At 54.4% G+C, this 17912-nt stretch carries 29 protein-coding genes and 1 riboswitch; of the genes, 23 read left to right on the forward strand and 6 right to left on the reverse strand.

The window, feature by feature from the left end:
* Positions 1-5 precede the first annotated feature (5 nt).
* From rplP to trhP, 23 genes are all read left to right on the forward strand, one after another.
* Complete coding sequence (rplP, locus tag REH51_RS10010) at positions 6-419, forward strand: 50S ribosomal protein L16 (protein ID WP_007112000.1); 414 nt, start codon at positions 6-8, stop codon at positions 417-419.
* On the forward strand, positions 419-610 hold the full coding sequence (gene rpmC / locus REH51_RS10015; RefSeq protein WP_009723898.1) for a 50S ribosomal protein L29: 192 nt from the start codon (positions 419-421) through the stop codon (positions 608-610). The genes rplP and rpmC overlap by 1 nt, the downstream gene beginning before the upstream one ends.
* Before the next feature lies 1 nt (position 611).
* On the forward strand, positions 612-872 hold the full coding sequence (gene rpsQ / locus REH51_RS10020) for a 30S ribosomal protein S17 (RefSeq protein WP_009723897.1): 261 nt from the start codon (positions 612-614) through the stop codon (positions 870-872).
* A gap of 50 nt (positions 873-922) precedes the next feature.
* Complete coding sequence (gene rplN, locus REH51_RS10025) at positions 923-1294, forward strand: 50S ribosomal protein L14 (protein WP_009723896.1); 372 nt, start codon at positions 923-925, stop codon at positions 1292-1294.
* Between the two features lie 14 nt (positions 1295-1308).
* Complete coding sequence (gene rplX / locus REH51_RS10030; RefSeq protein ID WP_009723895.1) at positions 1309-1623, forward strand: 50S ribosomal protein L24; 315 nt, start codon at positions 1309-1311, stop codon at positions 1621-1623.
* 18 nt (positions 1624-1641) lie between these two features.
* Positions 1642-2181 (forward strand): 50S ribosomal protein L5, encoded by a 540-nt coding sequence (gene rplE, locus REH51_RS10035; RefSeq protein WP_009723894.1) that lies wholly within the window; start codon positions 1642-1644, stop codon positions 2179-2181.
* Between the two features lie 10 nt (positions 2182-2191).
* Complete coding sequence (gene rpsN, locus REH51_RS10040) at positions 2192-2497, forward strand: 30S ribosomal protein S14 (protein WP_009723893.1); 306 nt, start codon at positions 2192-2194, stop codon at positions 2495-2497.
* A gap of 32 nt (positions 2498-2529) precedes the next feature.
* Positions 2530-2922, forward strand: a complete 393-nt coding sequence (rpsH, locus tag REH51_RS10045; protein WP_498935599.1) for a 30S ribosomal protein S8 — start codon at positions 2530-2532, stop codon at positions 2920-2922.
* 9 nt (positions 2923-2931) lie between these two features.
* Positions 2932-3462, forward strand: coding sequence for a 50S ribosomal protein L6 (gene rplF / locus REH51_RS10050; protein ID WP_009723891.1), 531 nt, complete (start codon positions 2932-2934; stop codon positions 3460-3462).
* A 9-nt stretch (positions 3463-3471) separates the two neighbouring features.
* Positions 3472-3822, forward strand: coding sequence for a 50S ribosomal protein L18 (gene rplR, locus REH51_RS10055; RefSeq protein ID WP_009723890.1), 351 nt, complete (start codon positions 3472-3474; stop codon positions 3820-3822).
* An 11-nt stretch (positions 3823-3833) separates the two neighbouring features.
* Positions 3834-4334: a 30S ribosomal protein S5 gene (rpsE, locus tag REH51_RS10060; protein ID WP_009723889.1), complete on the forward strand. Its 501-nt coding sequence runs from the start codon at positions 3834-3836 to the stop codon at positions 4332-4334.
* Between the two features lie 6 nt (positions 4335-4340).
* Entirely contained in the window at positions 4341-4523 is a 183-nt protein-coding gene (gene rpmD / locus REH51_RS10065; RefSeq protein ID WP_498935601.1) for a 50S ribosomal protein L30, read from the forward strand.
* A gap of 3 nt (positions 4524-4526) precedes the next feature.
* Complete coding sequence (gene rplO, locus REH51_RS10070) at positions 4527-4961, forward strand: 50S ribosomal protein L15 (RefSeq protein WP_009723887.1); 435 nt, start codon at positions 4527-4529, stop codon at positions 4959-4961.
* Positions 4962-6293: a preprotein translocase subunit SecY gene (gene secY, locus REH51_RS10075; protein WP_009723886.1), complete on the forward strand. Its 1332-nt coding sequence runs from the start codon at positions 4962-4964 to the stop codon at positions 6291-6293.
* Between the two features lie 28 nt (positions 6294-6321).
* Entirely contained in the window at positions 6322-6435 is a 114-nt protein-coding gene (gene rpmJ / locus REH51_RS10080) for a 50S ribosomal protein L36 (RefSeq protein ID WP_009099023.1), read from the forward strand.
* 123 nt (positions 6436-6558) lie between these two features.
* Entirely contained in the window at positions 6559-6915 is a 357-nt protein-coding gene (gene rpsM / locus REH51_RS10085) for a 30S ribosomal protein S13 (protein WP_009723884.1), read from the forward strand.
* Positions 6916-6954: 39 nt separating this feature from the next.
* On the forward strand, positions 6955-7341 hold the full coding sequence (rpsK, locus tag REH51_RS10090; protein WP_498935603.1) for a 30S ribosomal protein S11: 387 nt from the start codon (positions 6955-6957) through the stop codon (positions 7339-7341).
* A gap of 12 nt (positions 7342-7353) precedes the next feature.
* Complete coding sequence (gene rpsD, locus REH51_RS10095) at positions 7354-7974, forward strand: 30S ribosomal protein S4 (RefSeq protein ID WP_009723882.1); 621 nt, start codon at positions 7354-7356, stop codon at positions 7972-7974.
* Between the two features lie 125 nt (positions 7975-8099).
* Positions 8100-9095, forward strand: a complete 996-nt coding sequence (locus REH51_RS10100; RefSeq protein WP_009723881.1) for a DNA-directed RNA polymerase subunit alpha — start codon at positions 8100-8102, stop codon at positions 9093-9095.
* A gap of 39 nt (positions 9096-9134) precedes the next feature.
* On the forward strand, positions 9135-9521 hold the full coding sequence (gene rplQ / locus REH51_RS10105; protein ID WP_009723880.1) for a 50S ribosomal protein L17: 387 nt from the start codon (positions 9135-9137) through the stop codon (positions 9519-9521).
* Between the two features lie 203 nt (positions 9522-9724).
* Entirely contained in the window at positions 9725-11125 is a 1401-nt protein-coding gene (locus tag REH51_RS10110; protein ID WP_498935604.1) for a D-alanyl-D-alanine carboxypeptidase, read from the forward strand.
* A 103-nt stretch (positions 11126-11228) separates the two neighbouring features.
* Positions 11229-12104 (forward strand): DMT family transporter, encoded by an 876-nt coding sequence (locus REH51_RS10115; protein ID WP_039869309.1) that lies wholly within the window; start codon positions 11229-11231, stop codon positions 12102-12104.
* A gap of 171 nt (positions 12105-12275) precedes the next feature.
* Positions 12276-13646, forward strand: a complete 1371-nt coding sequence (gene trhP, locus REH51_RS10120; protein WP_009723877.1) for a prephenate-dependent tRNA uridine(34) hydroxylase TrhP — start codon at positions 12276-12278, stop codon at positions 13644-13646.
* Here trhP and REH51_RS10125 read toward each other — a convergent pair.
* From REH51_RS10125 to REH51_RS10150, 6 genes are all read right to left on the reverse strand, one after another.
* The gene (locus tag REH51_RS10125; RefSeq protein WP_009723876.1) at positions 13639-14376 is read right to left on the reverse strand and encodes a DODA-type extradiol aromatic ring-opening family dioxygenase; all 738 of its coding nucleotides are present in this window, start codon (positions 14374-14376) and stop codon (positions 13639-13641) included. The two genes, trhP and REH51_RS10125, sit on opposite strands and share 8 nt — an antisense overlap.
* A 71-nt stretch (positions 14377-14447) precedes the next feature.
* Positions 14448-14855: a DoxX family protein gene (locus REH51_RS10130; RefSeq protein WP_009723875.1), complete on the reverse strand. Its 408-nt coding sequence runs from the start codon at positions 14853-14855 to the stop codon at positions 14448-14450.
* Positions 14856-14946: 91 nt separating this feature from the next.
* Complete coding sequence (locus REH51_RS10135; protein ID WP_009723874.1) at positions 14947-15867, reverse strand: LysR family transcriptional regulator; 921 nt, start codon at positions 15865-15867, stop codon at positions 14947-14949.
* Positions 15864-16478, reverse strand: coding sequence for a thiamine phosphate synthase (gene thiE / locus REH51_RS10140; protein WP_009723873.1), 615 nt, complete (start codon positions 16476-16478; stop codon positions 15864-15866). The genes REH51_RS10135 and thiE overlap by 4 nt, the downstream gene beginning before the upstream one ends.
* Positions 16468-17277 carry a hydroxyethylthiazole kinase gene (gene thiM / locus REH51_RS10145; RefSeq protein ID WP_498935606.1) on the reverse strand — a complete coding sequence of 270 codons (810 nt, stop codon included), beginning with the start codon at positions 17275-17277 and terminating at the stop codon, positions 16468-16470. Before thiM ends, thiE begins: the two co-directional genes overlap by 11 nt.
* Before the next feature lie 24 nt (positions 17278-17301).
* Positions 17302-17397: riboswitch (TPP riboswitch) on the reverse strand.
* A gap of 55 nt (positions 17398-17452) precedes the next feature.
* Positions 17453-17797, reverse strand: a complete 345-nt coding sequence (locus REH51_RS10150; protein ID WP_009723871.1) for a hypothetical protein — start codon at positions 17795-17797, stop codon at positions 17453-17455.
* Positions 17798-17912 lie beyond the last annotated feature (115 nt).

Below are 17912 nucleotides of genomic sequence, written 5' to 3' on the forward strand. Positions count from 1 at the left end.
AGTCGATGTTACAGCCCAAGCGTATGAAATTCCGTAAGATGATGAAAGGCCGCAACCGTGGCCTGGCGCATCGCGGAAGCAAGATCAGCTTCGGGGAGTACGGTCTCAAAGCAACTGGTCGTGGCCGCATCACTGCGCGCCAGATCGAAGCAGGCCGTCGTGCGATCACACGTCACGTTAAACGTGGCGGTAAAATTTGGATCCGCGTCTTCCCTGATAAGCCGATCTCCAAGAAGCCGCTCGAAGTTCGTATGGGTAAAGGTAAAGGTTCCGTTGAGTACTGGGTAGCCCAGATCCAACCGGGTCGGGTCCTGTACGAAATTGAAGGTGTATCCGAAGAGCTGGCCCGTGAAGCATTTGAATTGGCCGCACAGAAGATGCCCTTGTCCACCACCTTTGCGAAACGGACGGTGATGTGATGAAAGCCCAGGAAATTCGTGAAAAGTCCGTAGGAGAGCTGCAAGAGCAACTCCTCGAGCTACTCCGCGAGCAGTTTAACCTGCGCATGCAGAAGGCCACTGGCCAACTGAGCCAGACTCATCTGCTCAAGCAGGTCCGCCGGGATATCGCCCGTGTGAAGACTATGCTCAACGAGAAGGCAGGTGAATAAGATGGCCGAAGAGAAAAAAACACGTACGCTCACCGGCAAGGTGGTGAGCGATAAGATGGATAAATCCATCGTCGTAATGATCGAGCGTCGTGAGCGTCACCCGATCTACGGAAAATACGTCAAGCGCTCCACCAAGCTGCACGCCCATGATGAGGCGAACCAGGCTAAGGCAGGCGATACGGTTTCCATTCAGGAGTGCCGTCCGCTTTCCAAGAAGAAAGCTTGGACGCTGGTCGAGGTGGTTGAGCAGGCTAAGGGTTAATACCTAAAGTCTGCCGATCAGTGCAGTCAGATTAGGTTTGGAGAAAACCGATGATTCAGACTCAGACAATGCTGGATGTCGCCGACAACAGCGGAGCGCGCCGGGTGCAATGCATCAAGGTGTTAGGCGGTTCACACCGTCGCTACGCTCGCGTTGGTGACGTCATTAAGGTAACGGTGAAGGAAGCGATTCCGCGCGGTAAGGTCAAAAAAGGCCAAGTGCTGAAAGCGGTAGTCGTTCGCACCCGTAGTGGCGTCCGTCGTAGTGACGGTTCGCTGATCCGTTTCGATGGAAATGCGGCAGTTTTGTTGAATAACACCAACGAACAGCCGATCGGCACGCGTATCTTCGGGCCGGTAACTCGTGAACTTCGTAATGAGAAGTTCATGAAGATCATTTCCCTAGCGCCTGAAGTGCTGTAAGGAGCGAGGCGGATATGCAAAAGATCAAACGTGACGATGAAGTCATCGTCATCGCCGGGAAGGATAAAGGCAAGCGTGGCACCGTTAAGCGGGTACTAGAAAACCGCTTCGTGGTGTCCGGTGTGAACATGATTAAACGTCACACCAAGCCAAATCCCATGGCGGGAAATCAGGGCGGTATCGTCGAGCGTGAGGCTCCGATTCACGCGTCCAACGTAGCCATCTTCAATTCGGAGACCGGTAAGGCGGATCGCGTCGGCTTCCAAGTTAAGGAAGACGGTACCAAGGTACGTATCTACAAGTCGACGCAGACGCAGATCGACGCCTAACGCGAGTCGGGTAGCAAAATGGCGAACTTGAAAGAACGTTATCAAAACGAGGTCGTGGCACAGCTCAAAGAGCAGTTCAGCTACGCCAACGTAATGCAGGTACCCCGGATCACGAAAGTGACTCTGAACATGGGTATCGGCGAAGCGGTCAGCGATAAAAAGTTGATCGACAATGCCATCGGCGACTTGGAGAAACTCTCCGGTCAAAAACCGTTGGTGACCAAGGCACGCAAGTCCATCGCGGGCTTCAAGGTGCGCGAAGGTTGGCCTATCGGTGTCAAAGTTACACTGCGCTCAGCGCGTATGTGGGACTTCCTGGACCGCTTGGTGAACATTGCGATTCCCCGCGTGCGTGACTTCCGTGGTCTCAATCCGAAGTCTTTTGACGGTCGCGGCAATTACTCAATGGGTGTGCGTGAGCAGATCATCTTCCCAGAGATCGAGTATGATAAGATCGATCGTATCCGGGGGCTGGACGTCACTATCACTACTACCGCCAACACCGACGAGGAAGGTCGTGCGCTATTAGCGGCACTGAACTTCCCGTTTAAGAAATAAGGGTTGGATCATGGCTAAGAAAAGTATGATAGAGCGCGAGCTCAAGCGTACTCAGCTAGTCGAGAAGTATGCGGCTAAGCGCGCAGAGCTCAAGAAAATCATCTCGGACGTGAACGCTTCTGAAGAAGAACGTTTCGAGGCGACGCTGAAGCTGCAGCAACTGCCGCGCGACTCAAGCCCGGTGCGTCAGCGTAACCGCTGCCGCGTGACTGGCCGTCCGCACGGTTTTTACAACAAGTTCGGCCTTGGCCGTAACAAGCTGCGTGAAGCCGCCATGCGTGGCGACGTCCCTGGTCTGAAGAAGTCCAGTTGGTAACGTCACGTCGAATCATCAGGAGCGCACATTAAATGAGCATGCAAGACACTCTAGCGGATATGTTTCCCCGTATCCGCAATGCGCAGATGGCCACCAAGGAGACGGCTACCATGCCGTCCTCCAAGCTGAAAGTGGAAGTGGCCCGCGTGTTAAAGGAAGAAGGCTACATTACCGACTTTACGGTGGCTGAAGGCGTTAAACCCGAGCTGACCGTTACTCTCAAGTACTTTGAGGGTAAGCCGGTTATTGAGCACATTCAGCGGGTTTCCAAGCCGTCTCTGCGCCAGTATAAGGGCAAGGACAACCTGCCTAAGGTCGCCGATGGTCTGGGTATCGCGATTGTCACCACCTCTAATGGTGTCATGACCGATCGTGCCGCGCGCCAAGCAGGCGTCGGTGGCGAAGTCATCTGCACCGTATTCTAGGAGGCTGGAATGTCCCGCATAGCGAAATATCCGGTTAAAGTGCCTGCTGGTGTCGAGATTAAAATCGACGCTGGCCAGCTGACCGCCAAAGGCGGCCAGGGCACGCTATCTATGACCATTCACCAGGATGTGGTGATTGGACAAGAAGATGGCCAGCTGACCTTCGCCCCGAGTGAGTCTGCCAAGAGCTGGGCAATGGCCGGTACTACCCGCGCCTTGGTTCAGAACCTGGTAACGGGCGTATCCGAGGGTTTCACAAAAACTCTCGAAATTGTAGGCGTCGGTTATCGTGCCCAAGCTAAGGGCCAGACGCTCAATCTTTCACTGGGCTTCTCGCACCCGGTCGACTATGAACTGCCTAAGGGTGTCTCAGCGGAAACGCCGAAGAACACCGTGATCGTGCTGAAAAGCGCGGACAAGCAGATGCTCGGCCAGTGCGCCGCGGAAATCCGCGCCTTCCGTCCCCCTGAGCCGTATAAAGGCAAGGGTGTTCGGTACGCCGACGAGCAGGTGCGTCGCAAAGAAGCCAAGAAGAAGTAAGGCAGGGTTATGAACGCGAAGAAAGAATCTCGTCTCCGTCGTGCCCGCCGCGCTCGCGCAAAGATCCGCGAGCTGGGCGTGTATCGCCTGTGCGTCAATCGTACCCCGCGTCACATCTATGCGCAGATTATCTCGCCGGATGGTGGCAAAGTGCTAGCCAGTGCTTCTACGCTGGACAAAGCACTGCGCGAGGGTGCGACAGGCAACGCAGAAGCAGCCTCTAAGGTTGGTGCTCTGATTGCTGAACGCGCTAAAGAAGCAGGCATCACCCAGGTGGCCTTCGATCGTGCTGGCTTTAAGTATCACGGTCGCGTTAAGGCTCTGGCCGACGCCGCTCGTGAAGGCGGCCTGGAATTCTAAAGGGTTTTACGATGGCGAAGAACGAACAGCAAAGCGGTGATCTGCAAGAGAAGTTAGTGCAGGTCAACCGCGTCGCCAAGGTGGTCAAAGGTGGTCGTATTTTCGGCTTCACCGCGCTGACCGTCGTTGGTGATGGTAAAGGTCGTGTCGGTTTTGGTCGTGGCAAGGCGCGTGAAGTGCCGGTTGCGATTCAGAAAGCGATGGATCAAGCTCGTCGCAACATGGTCAAGGTTAACCTTGCAGGCCATACGCTTCAGTACCCGATAAAAGCCCGTCACGGTGCTTCTAAGGTGTACATGCAGCCGGCCTCTGAAGGTACCGGTATCATCGCTGGCGGTGCCATGCGCTCTGTACTAGAGCTCGCTGGTGTCCATGATGTACTGGCCAAGTGCTACGGTTCCACCAACCCGGTTAACGTGGTACGAGCGACTGTTAAAGGTCTCTCCTCCATGCAAGCACCGGAAGACATTGCCGCTAAGCGCGGTCTGTCTGTCGAAGCGATCACGGGGTAAGGCACCATGGCAGCAACGATCAAGGTTACCCAGATCCGCAGCACCATCGGCGTTTTGCCCAAGCACAAGGCTACTATGAAGGGCCTGGGTCTGCGTCGCATCGGTCATACGGTTGAGCTGGAAGACCCCCCTGCCGTACGCGGCATGATCCACAAGGTTAATTACCTTGTGCGCGTTGAGGGAGAGTAATCCATGAAACTCAATACCCTGAGCCCTGCACCGGGCTCCAAACACGCTGAAAAGCGCGTTGGACGTGGTATCGGTTCCGGTCTTGGTAAGACCGGCGGCCGTGGCCACAAAGGTCAGAAATCTCGCAGTGGCGGCAGCGTCAAGCCTGGTTTCGAAGGCGGTCAGATGCCACTACAGCGTCGTTTGCCGAAGTTTGGCTTTACGTCTGCTAAGTCGCTGGTATCTGAAGAAGTACGTCTGGCTGAACTTGCTAAGGTTACCGGTGACGAAGTCACTATGGAAACCCTGAAGCAAGCCAACGTGCTAAAGGATGCGACGCTTCACGCGAAGATCATCCTTTCTGGCGAACTGAACAAGGCGGTTACCGTTCGTGGTATCAAGGTCACCAAAGGTGCCCGTGAAGCGATCGAAGCCGCCGGCGGCAAGGTAGAGGACTAAATGGCCAAGTCAGGAAATATGCCGGCGATGGGCAGCGGTCTGAGTGAACTGTGGGCGCGTTTGCGCTTCGTGCTCCTCGCCATCGTGGTGTACCGTATTGGTGCCCACATTCCCGTTCCCGGTATCAATCCTGACCAGCTTGCTGCCTTGTTTAGGGAGCAACAGGGTACCATCCTAGGCATGTTCAACATGTTCTCGGGTGGCGCCCTGGAGCGCATGAGCGTCCTCGCCCTGGGCATAATGCCCTATATCTCGGCGTCGATTATCATGCAGCTTATGACTGCGGTCTCCCCTCATCTTGAACAGCTCAAGAAAGAGGGCGAGGCTGGCCGCCGCAAGATTAGCCAGTACACCCGCTACGGCACGGTGCTACTGGCTTTTGTCCAGGCTACCGGTATGTCCGTCGGTCTGGCTAGCCAAGGTATCGCATACAGCGCTGACTTTAGCTTCTTTTTCACCGCCGTGATTACGTTTGTATCAGGTGCGGTGTTTATGATGTGGCTAGGTGAGCAGATCACCGAGAAGGGTATCGGCAACGGTATTTCGCTGCTGATTTTCGCGGGGATCGTCGCTGGGCTGCCCAGTGCCGTTGGGCAAGCGTTCGAGCTTGCTCGTAATGAAGGTGCCTGGAATGTTCTTCCGCTGTTAGCGCTGTCAGTGCTAGGTATTGCTACCGTTGCGTTTGTGGTGTTCATTGAGCGCGGCCAACGCCGCTTGAAAGTGAACTACCCCAGGCGACAGGTCGGCAATAAGATGTATGCAGGCCAAAGCAGCTACCTACCTTTGAAAGTGAATATGGCTGGTGTTATTCCAGCGATCTTCGCCTCCAGTATTTTGCTCTTCCCGGCCTCTATTGGTCAGTGGGTAGGTGCTGGCGAAGGAATGGAGTGGTTACAGCGTGCATCACAAGCGTTAGGCCCTGGCCAACCGCTTTACATCTTGCTTTTCGCGGCGGCAGTGGTATTCTTCTGCTTCTTTTACACAGCGCTGGTCTTCAACCCCAAGGATGTGGCTGACAATCTTAAAAAGTCAGGCGCCTTCCTGCCGGGCATTCGCCCCGGCGAGCAGACCGCTCGCTATATCGATAAAGTAATGACTCGTCTTACTTTGTTCGGTGCCTTGTATATCACTGCGGTTTCCTTGATGCCCCAGTTCCTGATTGTTGCGTGGAACGTGCCGTTTTTCTTCGGTGGTACCTCGCTTCTGATCGTGGTGGTGGTCATCATGGACTTCATGGCCCAGGTGCAGTCGCATCTCATGTCGCATCAATATGACTCGGTGATGAAGAAGTCCAACCTGAAAGGCTACGGTAGCGGCGGCATCATGCGCTGAGGCGCGCCGTTGCGATTTGGAGAGAACGATGAAAGTTCGAGCTTCCGTAAAGAAGATGTGCCGTAACTGTAAGATCATTCGTCGCAATGGCGCTGTCCGCGTCATTTGCATCGAACCACGGCACAAGCAGCGCCAGGGTTAATTCCTGGGTTGTTTTTAAGCGGGTGCCGGCATACCCCTTGCCATAAGGCTTATAAAGGGGTATGCTGTTGCGCCTTTTGTAGATGAATAAACGAGAAAGCCGCTCAAATTTCGGAGTAAGCTGATGGCCCGTATTGCAGGCGTCAATATCCCGGACAACAAGCATGCGGCGATCTCGCTGACCTATATCTTCGGGATTGGCCGTACCCGCGCTCAGCACGTTTGTGCTGCTGCCGGTATCGCGCCTACTACCAAGATCCAGGATCTATCTAGCGATGAGCTGGATACCCTGCGTTCTGAAGTTGGTAAGTACACCGTAGAAGGCGACCTTCGTCGTGATGTTACGCTTAACATTAAGCGTCTCATGGACTTAGGCTGCTACCGTGGTCTGCGTCATCGTCGTAGTCTTCCGCTGCGTGGTCAGCGGACTAAGACTAACGCGCGTACCCGTAAGGGCCCGCGTAAGCCGATCCGCAAATAACACGCACGTTCTGGCGTAAAGACAGGAATAGACATCAACATGGCTAACCCGCGTAGTAACCGTAAAAAGGTTAAAAAGCAGGTAGTGGACGCCGTAGCGCATATCCACGCCTCTTTTAACAACACGATCGTGACGATCACAGACCGCCAGGGCAATGCTCTTTCTTGGGCACCAGCCGGTGGTTCGGGTTTTCGTGGTTCTCGTAAGAGCACCCCGTTCGCTGCTCAAGTGGCAAGCGAACGTGCAGCAACTGCTGCAGCCGAGTATGGTGTGAAAAACGTAGACGTGCTGGTCAAAGGCCCCGGTCCCGGCCGTGAATCCGCCGTGCGCGCTCTCAATGCCGCCGGCTTCCGCGTGCAAAGCATCACTGACGCGACGCCCATTCCCCATAATGGCTGGCGTCCGCCTAAGAAACGCCGCGTTTAAGGAGACAGATTCATGGCTCGTTATATTGGACCGAAGTGCAAACTGTCTCGTCGTGAAGGCACCGACCTCTTTTTAAAGAGCGGTGTTACTCCCTTCGAGAAAAAGTGTAAATCCGAGCAAATCCCGGGTGTACACGGCCAGCGTCGTCAGCGTCTTTCCGACTACGGCTTGCAGCTTCGCGAGAAGCAAAAAGTACGCCGTATGTATGGCGTACTCGAAAAGCAGTTCCGCAACTACTACAAAGAAGCCGCTCGCCTGAAAGGCGCGACTGGTGAGGTATTGTTGCAGTTGCTTGAATCCCGACTGGATAACGTCGTCTACCGCATGGGCTTTGGCTCGACTCGCTCTGAAGCGCGTCAGCTGGTCAGCCACAAGGCGATTTCCGTGAACGGCCGCACCGTTAACGTTGCTTCCTACCAAGTGAAGCCCGGTGACGTTGTTTCTGTTCGCGAAAAGGCGAAGAACCAAGCGCGTATTCAACACTCGTTGACCATTGCGGCCAACCGTGGCGACATCGCTTGGATCGAAATCGACGCCAAGAAGATGGAAGGCACTTTCAAGGCTCTGCCTGAACGCGGTGACCTGACTGCCGACATCAACGAAAACCTGATCGTCGAGCTGTACTCCAAGTAAGCAGTTTGATTTACATTTCTGCTTCTTGAGACCTGGGCGGGGTAGCAAAGCTAACCGCCCAGATGCTCTTGAGTATTGTTCTCTAGAGTACTCAGTATCCGTTTGGCAGCCTGAAAGGTGTTCATATGCAGCGTTCAGTGACAGAGTTTCTTCGCCCTCGCGACATCAAGGTCGAAGAAATCAGCGCACATCATGCCAAAATCGTTCTCGAACCGTTCGAGCGCGGATTTGGCCACACCCTGGGGAATGCACTTCGTCGCATTCTGCTTTCGTCCATGCCCGGCGCTGCCGTGGTAGAGGCTGAAATTGCCGGTGTAGAGCACGAATACAGTGCACTCGAAGGGGTGCAGGAAGATGTCATCGAAATCCTCCTGAACTTGAAAGATGTTGCGATCAAGATGCACAGCCGCGATGAGGCGGTGCTCTCGCTGAACAAGCAGGGCCCAGCTGTCGTCACCGCTGGCGACATTGCGCTTGATCATAGCGTCGAAATCGTCAACCCGGATCACGTCATTGCTCATGTCAATGAAGGTGCCGAGCTGAAAATTCAGCTTAAGGTAGCGCTGGGTCGTGGTTACGAACCGGCTGACGCTCGTGGCTCAGATGAAGAGACACGTGCTATTGGCCGCCTGCAGCTGGATGCCACCTTCAGCCCTGTTCGCCGTGTTTCCTACTCGGTTGAGGCCGCTCGTGTTGAGCAGCGCACCGACCTCGATAAGTTAATTATCGATCTGGAAACCGACGGTACACTGGATCCGGAAGAGGCTATCCGTCGCAGTGCGACCATTCTGCAAGAGCAGCTGGCCGCCTTCGTCGACCTGGAAGCTGATAAAGAACAGGAAGTCGAAGAGGAAGAGGATCTTGTTGATCCTATCCTATTGCGCCCCGTAGACGATCTTGAGTTGACAGTTCGCAGCGCTAACTGCCTAAAAGCCGAGAATATTTACTACATTGGTGATCTTATTCAGCGCACTGAAGTTGAGCTGCTGAAGACACCGAATCTTGGTAAAAAGTCTTTGAATGAAATCAAAGACGTATTGGCAGCGCGTGGCTTGTCCCTCGGCATGCGGTTGGAAAATTGGCCACCCGCTAGCCTGAAGGACGACAAGGCCTCCGCGTGAGTGTCGACTTGAGTCCCAGTTTGGTAAGGAATTACAACCATGCGTCATCGTAAGAGTGGTCGTCATCTGAATCGTACCAGCTCGCATCGTCAGGCCATGTTTAAGAACATGTCTGTCTCGCTGGTCGAACATGAAGTCATTAAGACAACCCTGCCTAAGGCCAAGGAACTGCGTCGCGTTATCGAGCCGCTGATTACCCTAGCCAAGCAGGATAGCGTTGCAAACCGCCGTTTGGCATTTGCCCGCACGCGCTCCAAAGAAGCCGTCGGCAAACTGTTCAACGAGCTAGGTCCGCGTTATGCCGAGCGTCCGGGTGGTTACATCCGTATTCTCAAGTGCGGTTACCGCACAGGCGACAACGCGCCCATGGCGTTCGTTGAGCTAGTTGACCGTCCGGTTGTTGAAGAAGCAGCTGCAGAAGAGTAAGTTTCTGTACTGTTGCTCAACAAAAATGAAAGCCGACCCCTTAGGGTCGGTTTTTTTTGGTCTATTCATAGTATTTTCAGTCTATATATACTGCTTTATTAATTCACTTGCTGGATTACCGTGCTAGTCTTAGATTTCTTAATACGGTATGTAGGTTAATTTTTGGTAGTGTGATACCACCGCAAAACAAGAAAGGGGCATGTATGGCAACAAGGGGAATGTGCGCAACGATAGTTGTGCGTTGGTGGCTTCCGCTGTCTTTAATGGTATTGCTGCTGGGTGCAATATCGAGTGCTCATGCAAATCCGCGTTATGCAGGCATTGTTGTGGATTTGGAAAATGGAGAGGTGCTGTACGCCGAAAATGCCGATGAGCGTCGCTACCCCGCATCGTTAACCAAGATGATGACGCTTTACCTTACGTTTGAAGCATTGGAAAATGGCCGGCTTAGCCTTAACCAGCCACTTCCTGTGTCTGCTCAAGCTGCGGCTATGCCTGCTGTAAAACTATGGCTCTCTGCGGGCAGTACTATTCCTGTTGATTCCGCTATTCGTGCATTGGCAGTGCGCTCTGCTAATGATGTTGCCGTCGTGGTTGCTGAAGCTTTAGGTGGCAGTGAGCAACGTTTTGCACAGCTAATGACCGCTAAGGCTCGCGAGCTAGGGATGAATGCCACCACATTCCGTAATGCTTCTGGTTTGCCTGATAACCAGCAGATTACGACGGCACGGGATATGGTGACGCTCTCTGTGAGAGTGATGCAGGACTTCCCCCAGTACTACCATTACTTTGGGCTACAAGAATTCACCTATCGCGGTACGCGGCACCCCAGCCATAACCGTTTAGTGAAAAACTACCCCGGTGCGGATGGTCTTAAAACAGGTTTTATTCGCGCATCTGGTTTCAATGTGGCGACAACGGCTGTTCATGGCGATCGTCGTTTGGTAGGGATTGTAATGGGCGGCTTCAGTGGGGCGTCTCGTGATACTCATATGGCGAATCTGTTGGATCGCAGCTTTGCTCGTGCGGCACTGCGTGACCAGCAGACATGGCTGGCGAATACTAATTTTTCTAGCGAGTTTATGGCTTTTTCTGGCACGCCTAGCCAACGTCCCGTGCCGGCACCGTCAGCCTCTAATCGTCCTGTCATGGCGAGTAACGCAGCGGCCGCAAACAATGTAATGGCGACAACGCTTTCTCCTTCATCTGCTGCTGCGCCAGCTGTTGAAATTGAAGATCGTCTTGCGCGCTCCATGGAGGCATCCTCAGAGGCTCCCGTCGCAAACGCTCCAGACCCGCTGAATGCTTTTCTTGAGCGTGAGCGTCAGTTGGCGGCTACGCCCCGGGGAGCTGTTTCTGCAGGCAGCTGGGGGATACAGGTAGGCGCTTTTAGCCAAGCGGCACGAGCTGAGCAGTTGGCACGTCAGGCAGCCCAGCGACTCCCCCATGAAGTAGGCGGTCGGGTTGCTATTGATACGTTAGGTGGACAAACGCCGGTGTTCCGAGCCCGTGTTGTAGCCCTGGACGAAGCTCGCGCCAGGCGCGCTTGTAGGACGCTCCAGGCGCAGGGGATGGAATGCATGGTGGTCAACGCAAGTTTGTAAATCCACGTTAGACCCACGACCCCGCCAGTGACACATTGGCGGGGTTTTTTATTAGTTGTTTTATCCCGGCTGATAAAGTGTCCGGAGGGCAAAGGAGAGCGTCGTGACTACGTCGTTAAAAGGTATCCTCTGTATGTGCTTAGGGGTTCTGTTCTTAGCGCTTGGTGACGCGGTATCGAAGTGGCTGGGTGAAGTACACTCGCCACTGCAGATTATTTTTTTTCGTACGCTGGTGTCATTGCCGCTAATTGCGCTGTTGGCGCATTTTGCGGGAGGATTGCGCAAGTTGCGTACCAAGCGCCCCCGTGTACACCTTTTAAGGGGGCTGATTTATACCGCCACGATGGTGTGTTTTGTCTGGGGGCTTACCCTACTGCCGCTTGCAGAAGCCACGGCTATCGCTTTTGTGGCGCCTTTGTTTGTGACGCTGCTGTCGGTGCCGTTGCTCGGTGAGCGGATCGATCCACCCGTATTAATCGCGTCGCTAGTTGGCTTTGCCGGCGTGCTGATTGTGGTTCGCCCCGGTGGAGATGCATTCCAGCTTGGCACGCTAACGCTTTTAGGAGCGGCCTTTTTTTATGCCCTGATGATGATTACCGCGCGGCGCTATGGTGCTCGGGAGCACCTATGGGCAATGGTGTTCTATATGACGTTAGTGCCATTTGTTGTCACTACTCTGAGTTTGCCCTGGGTTTGGCAAACTCCAGAGCCTTGGCACTGGCTTGGTTTTTTGGCCGCGGGTGTTTTAGGTATTGGAGCGACCGCGTTTATTACCCTGGCATTCCGCTTTGCCCCTGCCGCAATTGCCGCACCGTTTGATTACACGGCGATGCTCTGGGCGGTGCTGCTCGGCTGGTGGTTCTGGGGAGAGCTGCCCGATTTGTGGGTATGGGTGGGCAGTGTGCTGATTATGGGTAGCGGATTAGCGATTGCCTACCATGACCGCCGCACGACGCTAAAACCCCGCCCAACGGCATAAAACACCGCTGTTATTAATCGTCGTAAGTGTCAAAAGAGGCTTTTGACCATTACTTTTTTATCTGGATCAGCAAAGTAGATAGCTGAGCAAGACAGGCTGTGTGAGCTGGTTATAATCCGGCACTTTCAACACTGCGCACTTGCGCCATCGTCCTGATAACGGTGACTGTCTATGCAAGCTCCCGAATTACTCTCGCCTGCGGGTACCTTTAAAAATATGCGTTACGCGTTTGCCTATGGGGCAGACGCGGTTTACGCGGGTCAGCCTCGCTATTCACTTCGAGTGCGTAACAACGATTTTAAAATCGATAATTTGCACCGTGGTATTGAGTACGCTCATGCGCGAGGTAAGAAGTTCTATGTTGCTTCCAACATTGCCCCGCACAACAGCAAGTTGAAAACCTATCTTCGGGATATGGAACCGGTGATTGAGGCCGGGCCTGATGCGCTGATTATGTCAGACCCCGGTTTGATTATGATGATTCGTGATCGATGGCCAGATCAAGAGATCCATCTGTCGGTGCAGTCCAATGTAGTGAATTGGGCCGCCGCGCAGTTCTGGCAGCGCCAGGGCATCAGCCGTATCATTTTGTCTCGAGAGCTATCCCTTGATGAGATTGGCGAAATACGTGCCGAGTGCCCCAGTTTAGAGATCGAAACCTTCGTTCATGGTGCGCTATGTATTGCCTACTCTGGGCGCTGCTTGTTATCGGGCTATTTCAACCACCGCGACCCCAACCAAGGCACCTGCACCAATGCATGCCGTTGGAAATACAACACCATAGCAGCTACCCAGGATGATACGGGCGACCTGATGCCAGCTCAGCATGGCGGTAGAATGGTGGGGGCTGATCAGAGCGAACTTTCGGCGCTGATTGAAGACGTCACTCGCCCCGGCAAGCTGATGCCTGTGTATGAAGATGAACACGGCACCTACATTATGAACTCCAAGGATTTGCGTGCAGTACAGCACGTGGCTCGCCTGACAAAAATGGGGGTAGCATCGCTCAAGATCGAAGGGCGGACAAAATCCCATTACTACGTCGCACGGACCACGCAGGTTTACCGCCGCGCAATCGATGACGCCGTTGCAGGCCGCCCCTTTAATATGGGGTTAATGGACGAGCTAGAGAACTTAGCGAACAGAGGGTATACCGAAGGCTTCTATCGCCGTCATGTGCACGATGAGTTTCAAAGTTATGAGCAGGGTAGCTCCATCGGTGTGCACCAACAGTTTGTCGGTGAAGTGCTGGGCTACGACCCCATTCGTGGCTGGTTGGACATTGAGGTTAAAAATCGCTTTGAAGTGGGCGATAGCATGGAGCTCATGCTGCCAAGTGGCAATCACCGCTTTGTGCTTGAACGCATGGAAAACGTGCGCGGCGAAGCCCAACACGCTGCACCTGGCTCGGGGCATCGGGTACGCCTCCCCGTGCCAGGTGTCAGCATTAGCCCTGAGCAGATTGAGTTTGCGCTTTTAATGCGTGATCTTAGCTCTGCCCGAAAAGCCCAACCTGTATCTTTAGGTATTGCTGTTAGCTAAACGCGTAAACATCCATCGCCAGCACGCCATGCTCTACGCTGTGGTGTAGCTGAGTCGCAGCGCCACCTGACCCCATGGCCACCAGCAAGGGTTGGAAGTGTTCAGGGGTCGGGTGGTTTTCAAGCGCTTTTGGAGCGTGCTCCCAACTGAGTAGCGCTTGGCGATCATTGACTTCAATATGTTCGCTAACCCAATGGGAAAACTCATGTACCCATGCGGGGGCGAGGCTGCCCTGGGGCAGGATTTCATATAAATTATGGGTCAGGCTGCCGGAGCCAATGATCAGAACTCCTTCTTCTCGCAGGGTGGATAGGCGCTCGCCTAGCGTCACTAGTGCGTCATTTCCCCAGCGCACAGGTAGCGACAGGGAAACGACCGGCACATTCGCTTCTGGAAACATCAATGAAAGCGGCACCCAGACGCCGTGATCAAAGCCTCGCTCTACGCATTCGGCTCCCAGCATCATCGCAATTCGTTTAGCCAGTTCTGGGTCGCCAGGAGCCGGATACTGGCACTCGAAGAGGGCTTGTGGGAACCCGCCAAAATCATGAATTGTCTCTGGGTGTGCGCTAGTGCTGACATTAAGCGTAAGGCTCTCCCAGTGGGCTGATACGACGACCACCGCGCGAGGGGAAAGGCGCTTCCCCAGTTCGCGTAAAAAGGTGTGGGCTGGCGTTGTATTCAGCGCCAGCATGGGTGAGCCATGGGAAATAAACAGACTGGGTAGCATCTTAGTACCTCCGTTAGCCTATAGGGGGCTAATGATGCCCGCACAAGCCGAAGCCAATGCGGGCGGAGCGGTTAAGCGAATTTGCGGCTGACAACAGCGCTACCGCCGCCCAGGCCTGCCTGTACCAGAAGGGCAATCGTCCAAAAAATAGGGAATTCCCAGCCGCCGCCAGCGTTAGAGAACAGCCAGCCATTACCCAGGTGGACCGAAGCAGCGCCTAGCAGCACCGGCACGAGGGCAAGACTCACCCAGCGAGTATAGATGCCCAGTAAAAGCGCTAAGCCTCCGCCTATTTCGGCAGTAATGGTTAAGTACGCCAGAACGCCCGGTAATCCCAAGGACTCAAAATAGCCGACGGTGCCTGGCAGGGTGAAGACAAATACCTTAAGCAAGCCGTGAGCTAAGGCCATCACGCCCAAGCTGATGCGCAGCAAGGCGGTGGCGTGGAGGGTGAGTGGTGTAGTGTTAGCCGTGGTCATAGTCATCTCTCTTAGTTGCGGGCATCACGCTGGATGCGATAACGCTACTTTACGGATGAAAGACACTGAGATAATCCACTATTACTGCACTTCACTGTTGCGGAATAGGCGACAATCCGAGCTCGATTTCCCATACCGGTGGATCCCCCCACGCCGCTGCCAATAGCTCAATAAAGCGCTCTACCTTGGCAGGTAAGTAGCGGCGGGCCGGGTAGAGGGCATTAATTTCCAGCAAAGCAGGCGGTAAATTCTGCAAAATGGGTACTAGACGCCCACTAACAAGGCTATCGGTGACTAAAAAGCTGGGCTGCTGTGCTATCCCTAAGCCTGCTTCCGCCGCATGCGTCAGCATATCGCCGTTATTGCTTTCTAGTGGCCCAGAAACACTAAGGAGTTGATGGCCAATCCGCCAGTCACCATTGTTTTGGCCGCTTCGGTAGCGCAGGCAGCGGTGAGAGGACAGCTCTTCAATATCCATAGGCGTGCCATGCTGAGCGAGGTAGTCAGGCGAGGCGCAGAACAGCATCTGACACCGGGTGAGTCGTCGCGCCACCAGGCTAGAATCTGGCAAGTTGCCAATGCGAATGGCGACGTCGTAGCCCTCTTCCAGCAAATCAACGCGGCGATCATTGAGATCCAAACGCACCTCAAGCTCTGGGTGCGTTTGCATAAACTGCGCAACCAGTGGCGAAAGATAACGTGTGCCGAAGCTCATCGGGCCGTTGATGCGTAGCCGCCCGCTCACCGTACTGGTGCCACTGCCTATTTCTGCCGCTGCCTCGTCTAAAGCGAGCAAAATGCTTTGCGCACGAACGAGATAGCGTTCGCCTGCTTCAGTGAGGTGCAGCCGCCGAGTAGTGCGCTGAATAAGCCGAGCCCCTAATGCCTCTTCAAGCGCCATCACTTGGCGAGACACCCGTGTGCGGGAAAGGTCTAGCGCCTCGGCCGCGCGGGTATAACTACCCAGCTCCGCGACTTTCACAAACGCAGCGATATGATCGAGCTGGTTCATTGCGCGAGGAAAGCCTGTGCTGCCAGGCGCGGGTCTGGCTGGCCGCAGATGGCAGAAATAACCGCGATACCGTTAGCCCCAGCGGCTTTCACCTTGGCAATGTGTTCAGCCTTTAGTCCGCCGATCGCGACGCTGGGAAGTTGGCAAGCATTGGCAAGCTGTGCCAACCCGTCAAAACCAATTGGCTGGGCATGGTCTTGCTTGCTGACGGTGGCAAACACGGGCCCTAAACCGACGTAATCAAGCAGCTCGATGGGGGCGCCCTGGAGTTGGGCTAGAGTGTTAATCGAAAGCCCGATAATGGCGTGTTGGCCAAGCGTGTTTCGAGCTTCTTGAACGGCCATGTCGCTTTGGCCAACATGTAAGCCATCGGCCTGACTGGCTACTGCCACGTTCAGACGATCGTTAATCATCAGCGGCACGCCACTACCTGCCAGCATCGCTTTGAGACGTTTTGCCTGGACGATCATTTGCTCGTCGCTAGCGTATTTATCACGTAGCTGCACCATGGTAACGCCGCCTTGCACAGCGGCTTCAACCGTTTTTTCAAGGCCAATGTCGGCACACAGCCCAGCATCGGTGACTAAATAGAGGGAGAGATCAAACGGCATGTACCGCCTCCAATTGAGCAAGGGTAGAGAGGTCGTCGGGCGTCAACTGATACAATGCGTCCAATAGCGCCACCTGGAAACTACCAGGGCCTTGAGCCTGCTCTCCTGCAAGGCTTCCAGCGATGCTAAAACACGCCAAGGCAGCTAGGCTGGCCTCCAGCGGCTGCTCGCGGGTTGCGGCTACAAAGCTTGCCACCAGTGCACTCAGGCCACAGCCCAAGGTCGTCACGCGGGGCATTAGCGGGTGCCCGCCTTTAAGCTGATAATGGTTAGTGCCGTCAGTGATGAAATCGGTCTCGCCAGTTACCGCCACCACGCAGCGATGTTGCTGGGCTAGTGCAATCGCTGTCGTTGTGGCTTCTTGGGTGCTAGCAGTCGCATCAACTCCGCGACCTTGGCTGGTCAATCCGTTGAGTGTTTGAATTTCTGAGGCGTTGCCACGAATAACGCAGGGTTGATAGGCCAGCAATGTCTCGCAAAGGCGCTGGCGAAATGCCGTGGCGCCAACAGCGACTGGATCAAGCACCCATGGAATATGGTTTTCCTGGGCAGTGCGCGCGGCAATGACCATGGCGTCAGCCCAAGGGGAAGAGAGGGTGCCAATATTGATAGAAAGCGCGCCAGAAATAGCTGTGAACTCCGCTACTTCTTCCTGAGCATGCAGCATAGCGGGGGACGCACCTGTCGCCAAGAGCAGGTTAGCGGTGCTATTCATCGCCACATAGTTAGTAATGCAATGTACCAACGGTGTGGTAGCGCGTAGAGCGCTGAGGTAATCGCCGAGCGGGCGTGAAGGCATAATGTCCTCCCGGCCGGGAGGTGGTGCTGCGGCACCACGACTCCCTACGCCGGTGTTATCCGGTTCAGGTTCAAAGGGTGCTTCTCAGCCCACTAAGCGCAGGCGCCCCTGTCGTGATGGTACTATCCTTGGCTTAGGTCAATCTGTAAAGCCTGGGAAACTCTACTCGCAAATATCAGCGAAACGAAATGCGCGTTCCGTAGGTGAGCATTTCATCGGGCGTAATTGCTTTACCCTCGACACCAATCATTTCATCGCCACACTGGTCGGCGAAAGTAAGCACCCCGTGGGTAAGACCCAGCTGGCCAAGGGTGTCGCGAATTTCACCGGTGCCCAAAAACGTGCTGACATGGCCCTGGGCATTGGTTAAATCAGAAACACCATTAGCGTGATGGAAGCGAACCTTATAGATACCGTCCATTGATTCAACTTCCACAATCGGTGAAAAGCCATTGTTTATGGCATGGGCTAACTGCTTTAACGTTAGGTGGTCGCCGAGGGTCATATCAATTGCGGTCATGACAAACTCCGGGTGGCTGCCTTCAGTGGGGCATCACATTGTTTTTTATAGAAATGCTACAGATGACGAAAGTGGCTATGATCTAGTGTTGTAAAGATGATGAAATATCAGTGTA

The organism is Halomonas bluephagenesis (assembly GCF_054790765.1).